The 9,518-nt window shown below is 72.2% G+C and carries 12 protein-coding genes and 1 pseudogene; 2 read left to right on the top strand and 11 right to left on the bottom strand.

Going from position 1 to position 9,518, the window contains the following annotated elements; genetic code table 11:
- The 10 genes and pseudogenes from R7226_RS30080 to R7226_RS30035 all read right to left on the bottom strand — a co-directional run.
- Positions 1-237 (bottom strand): annotated as a pseudogene (locus tag R7226_RS30080) (hypothetical protein); the annotation flags it as partial.
- Between the two features lie 13 nt (positions 238-250).
- A complete protein-coding gene (locus R7226_RS30075) occupies positions 251-1,063 on the bottom strand; it encodes a hypothetical protein (protein WP_318601182.1) in 813 nt (270 codons plus the stop codon).
- On the bottom strand, positions 1,047-1,934 hold the full coding sequence (locus R7226_RS30070; protein ID WP_318601181.1) for a phosphate ABC transporter ATP-binding protein: 888 nt from the start codon (positions 1,932-1,934) through the stop codon (positions 1,047-1,049). Before R7226_RS30070 ends, R7226_RS30075 begins: the two co-directional genes overlap by 17 nt.
- Positions 1,931-2,911, bottom strand: a complete 981-nt coding sequence (locus R7226_RS30065; protein WP_318601179.1) for a PstA family ABC transporter permease — start codon at positions 2,909-2,911, stop codon at positions 1,931-1,933. The genes R7226_RS30070 and R7226_RS30065 overlap by 4 nt, the downstream gene beginning before the upstream one ends.
- The gene (locus R7226_RS30060; protein ID WP_318601178.1) at positions 2,908-3,900 is read right to left on the bottom strand and encodes a PstC family ABC transporter permease; all 993 of its coding nucleotides are present in this window, start codon (positions 3,898-3,900) and stop codon (positions 2,908-2,910) included. Before R7226_RS30060 ends, R7226_RS30065 begins: the two co-directional genes overlap by 4 nt.
- Positions 3,901-3,907: 7 nt before the next feature.
- Positions 3,908-4,753, bottom strand: coding sequence for a substrate-binding domain-containing protein (locus tag R7226_RS30055; protein WP_318601177.1), 846 nt, complete (start codon positions 4,751-4,753; stop codon positions 3,908-3,910).
- Positions 4,754-4,863: 110 nt separating this feature from the next.
- A complete protein-coding gene (locus R7226_RS30050) occupies positions 4,864-5,199 on the bottom strand; it encodes a DUF3592 domain-containing protein (protein WP_318601176.1) in 336 nt (111 codons plus the stop codon).
- Positions 5,200-5,263: 64 nt separating this feature from the next.
- Positions 5,264-5,725 (bottom strand): hypothetical protein, encoded by a 462-nt coding sequence (locus tag R7226_RS30045; RefSeq protein WP_318601175.1) that lies wholly within the window; start codon positions 5,723-5,725, stop codon positions 5,264-5,266.
- A 70-nt stretch (positions 5,726-5,795) separates the two neighbouring features.
- Positions 5,796-6,263, bottom strand: a complete 468-nt coding sequence (locus tag R7226_RS30040) for a nucleoside 2-deoxyribosyltransferase (protein ID WP_318601174.1) — start codon at positions 6,261-6,263, stop codon at positions 5,796-5,798.
- A gap of 54 nt (positions 6,264-6,317) precedes the next feature.
- Entirely contained in the window at positions 6,318-7,178 is an 861-nt protein-coding gene (locus R7226_RS30035; protein WP_318601173.1) for a siderophore-interacting protein, read from the bottom strand.
- Between the two features lie 231 nt (positions 7,179-7,409).
- On the opposite strand from R7226_RS30035, the gene R7226_RS30030 reads away from it, so the two are divergent.
- Both R7226_RS30030 and R7226_RS30025 read left to right on the top strand, forming a co-directional pair.
- Positions 7,410-7,613, top strand: a complete 204-nt coding sequence (locus R7226_RS30030; RefSeq protein WP_318601172.1) for a cold-shock protein — start codon at positions 7,410-7,412, stop codon at positions 7,611-7,613.
- Positions 7,614-7,711: 98 nt separating this feature from the next.
- Positions 7,712-8,353: a hypothetical protein gene (locus tag R7226_RS30025; protein WP_318601171.1), complete on the top strand. Its 642-nt coding sequence runs from the start codon at positions 7,712-7,714 to the stop codon at positions 8,351-8,353.
- Positions 8,354-8,362: 9 nt separating this feature from the next.
- Here the strand turns inward: R7226_RS30025 and R7226_RS30020 are convergent.
- Positions 8,363-9,518 (bottom strand): sulfite oxidase (locus R7226_RS30020; protein WP_318601170.1); only part of this gene is annotated, 1,156 nt, incomplete at its 5' end.

Genomic DNA, 9,518 nt, shown 5'->3' with positions numbered 1-9,518 from the left:
GCCGCGGCCGCCGGAGGGGTCGCCCGCGCCGCCGGCCGGCGTCGCGGCGCGCGCGCGACGGTCGGCGGCGACGAACCAGCGCGCGACGGGATCGTCGGCGGTCGGCCGCCGCGCCCCGCACGCGACGCAGTAGCGCTGCCGCTCGTCGAGCGGGGATTGGCAGTGGTCGCAGACCTCCCACGCGGCGTCGAGTCGCGGCAGCGGCGTGGTGGGAGGCAGTCCGTCGGTCCAGGTCATCGGTGCTGCCTCCTCATTCGAAGATCGTCGGAAGGGCGTGGACGGTCGCGGTGCGGCGGGGCGCGGGGCCGCTGAGCGGGATCCGCACGGCTGTCTCGTCGCCCGCGCCCAGCTCGGCGACGGCGGCCTTGCCGGCGGCGACGTAGCGGTGCCGGTCGCGCACGAGCGCGTAGACCTGCACGTCTCTCTGCGGCACGTCGGAGGCGTTGGCGACGACGACGCGCGCGACGCTGCTCCGTGCGCCGCGCGCGCCCCCTCCGTCGCCCCCATCCCTCGCCGGCGCGACCACGATGCGCGGCAGCGAGGAGGCTTTGCTGATCGGCGTTCGCGGCGTCGCGCCGACGACCGCGAACGGCCGGCCGGCGGGCACGCCGCGGCGCCCGGCGGTGAAGACCCAGGTCGTGTTGCCGCCGGCCGGGAGCGCCGGCACGTGCGTCTGGAACCAGGCGTGGCGTCTGCCGTTGAGCAGCACGCGGCGGCCGTCGCGCGTCCGCACGCCGACGGCGATCGGCACGTCGGTCAGCGGCGTGCGCGCGCGGCTGCGCAGCTCGACGACGAGCGCGTCGAAGCGTCTTCCGCGCACGACCGCGACACGCGCGACGCGCACGCCCGGCTGGGCGCCGCGCACCCGCTGCGGCTCGCGGCTGCTCAGCTCGCGCGTCGCGCTCAACTGCGCGCGCGCGTTCTTCTGCTGCGTCGAGACGCAGCCGCTCGCCGCGACAGCCGCGCCCGCCGCCAGCAGCACGACGCCGACCCGCCGCGACGTCGCCGCGCCCGCCGCCCGCGCCGCGCCCGCGACGCGCTGCCGCTCAGCCGAAGCCGCCACTGACGTACTCCGCCGTGCGCTGCTCGCGCGGTGAACCGAAGACCTGGTCGGCCGGCCCGTACTCGACCAGCTCGCCGAGGTACATGAACGCCACGTAGTCGGCGATCCGGTAGGCCTGCTGCAGGTTGTGCGTGACGATCACGACCGCGACCTGCTCGCGCAGCTGCACGATCAGGTCCTCGATCACCTGGGTCGACTGCGGGTCGAGCGCCGAGCAGGGCTCGTCGAGCAGCAGCACCTCGGGATCGGCCGCGAGCGCGCGGGCGATGCAGAGTCGCTGCTGCTGGCCGCCGGAGAGCCGCAGCGCCGGGTGCGAGAGGTCGCCCTTGACCTCGTCGTAGAGGCCGGCGCGCTCCAAGGCGCTCGCGACCGCGCCGTGCAGGACGCGCTTCTTCGGCCGCCGCGACGCCTGCTCGCGCAGCACGTAGGCGACGTTGTCGAAGACGCTCATCGGGAACGGGTTCGGCTGCTGGAAGACCATCGTCACGCGCCGCCGCAGCGCGGTCGGCTCCAGCGTCGCGGTGTCGACCCCGTCGAGCGTGATGCGACCCTTCATCGACGCCGTCTTGGTCAGCTCGGTGAGGCGGTTGAGCGAGCGCAGCAGCGTCGTCTTGCCGCAGCCCGAGGGCCCGATCAGGGCCAGCACCTCGCCCTGCCGGATCGGCAGCGAGACGGTGTCGACGGCGAGCTTCGGGCCGTAGGCGATCGACAGCTGATCGACGTTCATCCGCTCGACCGCCAGCGGCGAGGCGCCGACACGGCGGCGCGGGGCGCTGACGAAGCCGTTGGCGGCCTCGCCGCCGACGACGGTCGCCGGCTGCTCGCCGGTCAGCGGCAGTCGCCGCACCGGCGGCGGGTGCAGGAACCTCATCTCCAACGCCTCCCTCGGCGTGCCGCGACGTCGACCGCCACGTTCAACAGCAGGACCATCGACAGCAATACGAAGCCGGCCGCGTAGGCCTTCGTCGGCTGGTTCGCCTCGCCGGTCGGGGCGTTGGCGTAGACGAAGCTCGTCAGCGTGCTGCCGGTGCCGCGCAGCTCCGACAGCAGCGGCACGTCACCGGCCGGGTTGAAGCGCAGCGTCGCGCCGAGCAGCAGCACGATGATCGCGGTGTCGCCGATGATCCGCCCGACCCCGAGCATCGCGCCGGTCACGACCGAAGGCCGCGCCGCCGGCAGCAGCACGCGCCGCGTCGTCGTCAGCTTCGTCTTGCCGACCGCGTAGGAGGCCTCGCGCACGTGGCCGGGGATCGCCTGCAGCCCCTCGCGCACGTTCGCGACGACCAGCGGCAGCGCCACCAGCGACAGCATCGCCGCCGCGGCGAAGAACGAGCGGCCGTAGACGACGCCGTCGTTGGTGCGGCTGAAGAGCGCCAGCGCCCCCTGCTCGAACAGCAGCGTGCCGAACAGCGCGAAGACGATCGACGGCGTGCCGGCGAGCATCTCGACGGTCGACTCTGTCGCGCGCGCGAGCGCCGACGGGCGGCCGTACTCGCTCAGCCAGACGGCGATCGCGAGGCCGAGCGGGAAGGCGATCGCCATCGCCATCGCGGCGACGACGATCGTCCCCAGCAACGGGTCGAGGAAGCCGCCGGTCTCGCTCTCGGAGAAGCCGGCGGCCGGCGAGGTGACGAACAGCGCGGGGCGGATGAAGCGCAGCCCCTGGACCATCATGTAGAGCACGATCGCGGCGGTCACGATCAGGAAGCCGATCCCCAGCGTCCACGCGAACGCGAGCCCGATGCGGTCGCTCAGCCGCCACGAGGCGCTCGAGTCGCGCGCCGAGCGGCGCTGGGCGGGCTCGGTCGGCGGCGGGACCGGGGCGGCCGGCGGGGCGGCGGCGCTCATGCGCGCACCCCGTACTTCTTCATCGGCTGCTTCACGGCCCAGCCGACGAGCGACAGCATCAGCGCCGAGAACAGCAGGACCGCGGCCATCGCGAAGATCGTGTGGCGCATCGCCGGCGCCGTCAGCTCCTCGGAGGTCTGCAGGATCGTCGCGGCGAGCGGGCGCGTCGGCTCGACGAAGAAGATCAGCCCGTCGGCGGGGTTGGGCGCGAACGCGACGCCGCCGGTCACCATCGCCAGCATCACCGCCTCGCCGAGCGCCCGCGCGGTTGCCAGCACGGTCCCGGCGACGAGCGCCGGGCGGGCGGTGCGCACGCCGATCTTCCAGAAGGTCCGCCAGCGGTTGATGCCGAGGCCGAGCGAGCCCTCCAGCCAGCCGCGCGGCACCGCGCGCAGGCCGTCGGAGAAGACGGCGACCATCAGCGGCGCGATCATCACGCTGAGGATCAGCACGCCCGCGAGCAGGCTGTAGCCGCTCAGCGAGACGATGTAGGAGACCGAGCGTCGCTGCTCGTCGGTGATGACGTGCTCGCCGATGAACGGCACGACGACGAGCACGCCGACGAGGCCGAAGATCACCGACGGCACGCTCGCCAGCAGGCGCACGACCGGTTCGAGGATCGCGCGCACCCAGTCGGGCGCGAACTCGACGACGAAGACGGCGACGAACAGCGCGGCTATGAAGCTGAGCACGACGGCGCCGCCGGTGATCAGGACCGTCCCCCAGATGATCGGCCAGGCGTGGAAGGTGTAGACCGGCTCGGCGCGGTTGGCCTCGGCGGTGAAGATCGCCTGGACCTGCGCGTCGACGTTGCCGTCGTCGGCGAACCAGGAGAGGCCGTTGTGGCTGAACGACGGCCACGCCTCCTTGAAGACGAAGACGACGATCAGCAGCACGAACAGCAGCACGGCACAGACCAGCGCGCCGAGCACGAGCTCGGCGCGCTGGTCCGGCAGGAGACGGCGCGCAGGGCGTGCCTCTCGGGCCATCGAGCGTCTACTTCTTTCTCGGCGGCTTCTTCGCGTTGAACGCGGGCACCGCGCCCGCCTTGTCGATCACTCTGCCGGCGGCGTAGCTGGTGCGGACCCAGTCGCCGAACGCGGTCGCGAGTCTGTTCGGTCTTCTCGCCGGCAGCACGAGCCAGGCGTAGCGCGAGAGCGGGTATCTGAGCGTCTTGATCGCGGTCGCATCGCACGGCTGGCCGTTCAGTCTCAGCCGCTTGACGCCGTTGGACGGCTTGGAGTTGGCGAGGCCGACGTAGCCGATCCCGGCCTGGTTTCTGGAGACGGCGACGGAGACCTCGCCGTCCTTGTCGAGCGCCGTCACGTTGGTCGCCTGCGTCTGCCCTTCGAGCACGGCGCTCTGGAAGAACGTGTAGAGGCCGGCGGTCGAGAAGCGGCCGAAGGCGGAGATCGGCGCCGACACGTTGGAGCCGAGCGCCGACCACTCGGTGACGGTCCCGAGGAAGACGTCTCTGACCTGCGCGATCGTCAGGGCGCTGACGCTGTTGGAGGGGTTGACCGCGACGCAGAGCCCGTCGAGGAAGAGCTTCGAGTAGCTCAGCCCGGAGTCGGAGGCGACCGGCGGGCGGGTCTGGATCGCGAACTGGCTCTTGCCGGTCTGCACGTCCTTGGCGCCCGCGTTGCCGTTGTTCGCCGTGAAGACGAATCTGACCGACGGCGCGACCTTTCTGTACTCCTTGAAGAGCGCCTCCAGGTACGGGACGCTCGCGCTCGACCCCGAGCCGAAGAGCGTCGCGGCGTTCGCCGCCGTCGGCCCCGCGACGAGCGTCGCGGCCGAAGCCGCCAACGCTCCCACGAGCCCTGCTCTGCTGATCCGCATGCAACCCCTTTTCTGTCTTGATTCCTATTAAATACGACCGGTTTTGCCGACATTAGCAATAGGACGGTTTGCGGATCAAGTTTTGGGGTAAATAGGTCGGGTTCGCTCTCCTATGGTGTTTCTTGGTTGCGAGGTGCCAGCGCGCGAACGCGCCAGCGCCGCTCTTCCCACCATCCGCGCCTTCGCCAGGCGCCGACGTCGAGGCCGCGACGGCGTTCGAGCCGCGCGTGCGCCGGAACGCCGGGGTCGTAGAGGACGAGCACGGGGTCGCCGGCGCGCAGCGCCTCCAGCGGCCGGGCGATCTGCATCGGCGCTTCGAGCTCGCGGCCGTCGCGCGTCGTGAAGCGGACGACGGCCCGGCGTGGCGGTCGGCCGCCGGACTGGCTCCTGATCTCGATCACGATGCCGTGCGCCCGCTGCACGCGGCGGCGGAAGAGGAACAGCATGGGGGCCTCTCGGGTCGATTGCGGTCGGGAGGCCGGAGCGGGCTGGGCGGGAGTTTCGCCCCGCTCAGCGCGGCTTGGCGGTGAAGCTCGTCGTGCCGTTGCAGACGTAGATGTACGAGTGGTAGATGTCGATCCCGGGGCGCAGGTAGGAGAAGTTGACGGCCAGTCTGCCGCTGATCGTGCCGCCCGCCTTGCCGCTCGTGGTGACGGTGTAGTTCTTCGTCGCCTTGATGCCCTGGTTCATCGCGGCCGGCTGGAGCGCTCTCGCCTTCACCGTCTTGCCGAGCGCGAAGGCGCCGGGCGGCTGGAACAGCTCGGCGCCCGCGGCCGTCTGGCCGCTGCCGCTCGTCTCGACGCACGAGGTCGGGACGCCGGTGTTGATTCTGCTGAGCTTGCCGCCGCTCAGCTCGAAGCGGATCGTGTTGCCGCCCTTGGTCTTGCCGCTGTAGGAGGTCGCGGTGGCGCCGTCGGCGGAGGCGGCGAGCAGCAGCGCCGCTGCGGCGGAGATCGTCAGGAGCTTGTGCATGGACAGAGGATCGGCCGCGCGCGACCCTGTCGCATCGGGGCGACCCCTCGAAAATCCCCCAGGATCGGCCTCAGGGGAGTGCAGCTCCGCGCAGCTCCGCGACCAGCTCCTCCAGCGAGCCGACGACGCGGCCGCCGGAGACCTCGATCGTGGTCTCGACCTGGAGGTTGACCGCCATCTCCTCCTCGCCCGCGTGGCGCACATCGCTGCGCAGGCCGAAGCAGCGCACGCCGACGCCGGCCGCGTAACCGATCTCGGTCGCGGTGCCGGAGTCGACCTCCTGGCCGTCGAGCCATGCGACCAGCAGCGGGGCGCTGCGGATCAGCTCGAGGTTCTTGCGCCCGGTCGCCAGCCACAGCGCCCGCAGCGTCCCCGCCGCGCGCGCCCGCTCGATCTCGGCCGGCTCGGTGTGCGCCCACGGGTCGAGTGGCTCGACCACCCGCGCGAGCGCCGGCAGGTAGACGGCGCGGTAGTAGTGGGCACCGGCCTCGTTGAAGCCGAGCGGGCTGGCGACGTAGCAGCGGGGAAGGGGAGCCACGCCCGCAGCCTACGCGCGCCGGCGGCCGCCCCGTCGCGCGCAGCTCGTCCCGGCTCAGCTCGCTGCCGCCGCCTCGTCCTCCGCCACCTGGCGGTTCCACTCGGCCTTCTCGGCGCGCCAGTCCTCGTCGGTGCGGGTCAGCTTCCAGTACCCCGACGCCGACAGCGCCTCCTTCGCGATCCCGCGCTCGACGACGAGGTGCCTGCGCACCGCGCGCACCGCGCCGGCCTCGCCGTGCACGAACGCGTGCACGCGCCCGGCCGGGAAGTCCAGCGCACGCAGCGCCGCGAGCAGCGTCTCCTCGCCGTGCGAGGCGTCGTGCACCCATGTCACGTCCAGCTCGCCGGCACTCTCCAGCGACTGCTCCTCCGCCGGTCCGTCGACCTGCACGACGACCCGCGCGCGCACGCTCGCGGGCACGCGCGCGAGGGACGCGGCGATCGCTGGGATCACGCTCGCGTCGCCGACGAAGAGGTGCCAGTCGGCCTCCGCGTCGGGCGCGTAGCCGCCACCGGGGCCGAGCAGCTGGAGCGGATCGCCGACCTTCGCGCCGGCTGCCCATGGGCCGGCCAGGCCCTCATCGCCGTGGACGACGAAGTCGAGCGTCAGCAGCTTGCGCGCGGGATCGAAGGCGCGCACGGTGTAGGTGCGCATCCGCGGCCACTGCTCGCGCGGCAGCGTCGCCTTCACCTGCTCGGGGTCGAACGGGGTGGAGTACGGCGCGCCGGCGGGCGGCAGCACCAGCTTGACGTAGTGGTCGGTGTAGTCGCCGACGGCGAAGCCGTCGAGGTCGTCGCCGCCGACGACGATCCGCAGCATGCCGGGCGTCAGCGGCTCGATCGAGACGACGTGGGTCAGCAGCGTTCTGCGCGCCGGCTTCGGCGGACGCTCTGTGGTGACGGGGCTGTCGGCCATCGGATTCCTTGCGGTCGCGCGTGACATGAGGGTGCCCTAAGACATACCAGGCCCACCCTGGTGCGGATTTCACACCGAACTGCCTTGCGCTTCTGCGAACCCGTGCTACATTCACGCGCGTAAGTGCCGGATCACCCGGTTCGGCAGAGAAGTGTCAGCGCTCGTAGTCGTTGCATCCCAGCACCCTCCGCGTTCGCAGCACTAACAACACACCCCGTGGAGGACACGGACATGGCTACAGGAACCGTGAAGTGGTTCAGCGACGAGAAGGGCTTCGGCTTCATCACGCCGGACGACCAGTCGAAGGACCTCTTCGTCCATCACACCGGCATCATCTCTGACGGCTACCGCTCGCTGCCCGAGGGCGCGAAGGTCTCCTACGACTCGGAGCCCGGCCCCAAGGGCCCGAAGGCCGTCAACGTCCAGCAGATCTGAGCGCTGACGCTCACGAATTGCTTCTCCGGGGCCCGCTTGATGCGGGCCTCGGTCGTTTTCGAACCTGTGTCGCAACGTCTTTGCGGCATGATGGACGCATGACAACGCCTCCGTCCACGCGCAGCGTCAAGTTCTCCGACGACGAACGGGGCGGATGGTCCTCCGATCGTCCTCGTCGCGAAGGCGCCGCCAACCGCCCCGCCGACGTCTCGGTCCGCTGCCACGTGCTCGGCCCGACCGATCGCATGCGCTACACGCCCGGCAGCCTCGTGATGATCGTCTCGCCTGACCACGCCGAGCGCGACCGCTTCGCGAAGCGCACGCTGCTGGAGGACCAGGCGGCGGTGCTGTCGCTCGACAAGGTGCACTCGCTGCTGAAGGGCCGTGTGCCCGAGGGCCAGATGGAGGAGCGCGCCTCCCAGCTGCTCGACGCCGCCGCGCGCAAGCGCTTCGAGGCGGGCGAGTCGGTCGTGATCGCCGCCGACGGGCTCGGCTTCGAGGAGCGCGACCACTGGGTGCGGATCGCGCATGCCAATCGCCGCCCGCGTCACCTGGTCCTGATCGAGGTCGCGCGCGACAAGGTCTCCGACGACGAGCGCCCGGCGCTCAACGACCTGCGCCGCAAGCTTGACGCCGGCGAGCTGGGCGACGAGGGCTTCCACACCGCGCTGCGGCTGAGCGGCCCGACGATCGGCGAGCTGAAGCGGATCGTCTTCCGCCCGCCGCCGCGCGACGAGTAGCGCTCCGCCTCAGACGACCGTCACGGGGTGTCTGACGACCGCCCCGAACAGGTAGCCGTTCGTGTTGAACGGCGCCGTCGCCGACTGCGCGTTCCCGCGCCAATCGAGCGCGCGCGCCCGCAGCTCGACCGCGCCGGCCGAGCGCGGCAGCCACGGCACGCTCCAGCGGACCCAGGCGTTGGGCTGGTTGCGACCGTGCAGCAGCGTCCGCCACCAGCGTCTGCCGCCGTCGTCGCTGAACTCGACCGCGCGAATCGGCGCGCCGCTGCCCGACCAGGCGCGGCCGTGCAGCAGCGCCGGGCGCCCGCGCCGGAACTCGGCGCCGAACGGCAGCTCGAAGGCGCTCTTGACCACCTGGTTGGTGATCGGCGGCGAGTCGGCCGGGTAGTCGCCGCCGACGAGCCGGTAGGAGGTCGTGTTCCAGGGTGAGAAGAGCGGCGCGTCGGCGACCTCGATCTGGCCCAGCCACTTGATCGAGGCGATCCCGATCCAGCCGGGCACGATCAGGCGCGCCGGGAAGCCGTGGTCGGGCGGCAGCGGCTGGCCGTTCATCTCGTACGCGATCAGCGCGTCGTCGAGCGCCTTGCCGATCGGCAGCGGCCGCCGCACGCGGCCCTGATCGACGCCGCCGCTGACGACGTTCGCGTCGAGGCCCTGAGGCAGCACGTCGACGGCGCCGCGCTTCAGCCCGGCGCGCTCCAGCACCTCCGCGAGCGGCACCCCGCGCCAGCGCGCGACGCCGACCGCGCCCAGTCTCCACTGCGTCCCGCTCGCGGGCGTGCCCTGCTGGGAGGCGTAGAACGAGCGGCCGTTGCCCGCGCACTCGACGAAGGCCGTCTGCGTGCGCGCCGGCAGCCGCTTCAGGTCGGCGAGGCTGAACTCCGCGACCTCCGGCTGGCCGGGGCGGCGCCGCAGCCCGCTGCCGAAGACGCGCAGTCGCCAGCCCGCGGCGTCGATCGCCGGCGTGGCGGTGTGGTTGCGCACGAAGAAGCGCTCCGCCGGGACCTCGTAGCCCAGCTCGTGCGCGGCCGCCCAGCGCATCTCGGCGTTGGTGCCGAAGGGGTCGAACCACTCCGGCGGCAGAGGCTTGACGATCGGCGTCGCCGCGGCGGGCACGGGCGCGGCCGGCGGCGCGGCCGCGGCCTGCGCGCGGGCGGCCGGTGTC

Origin of the sequence: Conexibacter stalactiti (genome assembly GCF_033542075.1) — a bacterium.
In the GTDB taxonomy this organism is placed as follows: domain Bacteria; phylum Actinomycetota; class Thermoleophilia; order Solirubrobacterales; family Solirubrobacteraceae; genus Conexibacter; species Conexibacter stalactiti.
The sequence above is the reverse complement of the archived record's forward strand: the minus strand, read 5'-3'. Positions and strand labels throughout refer to the sequence as shown.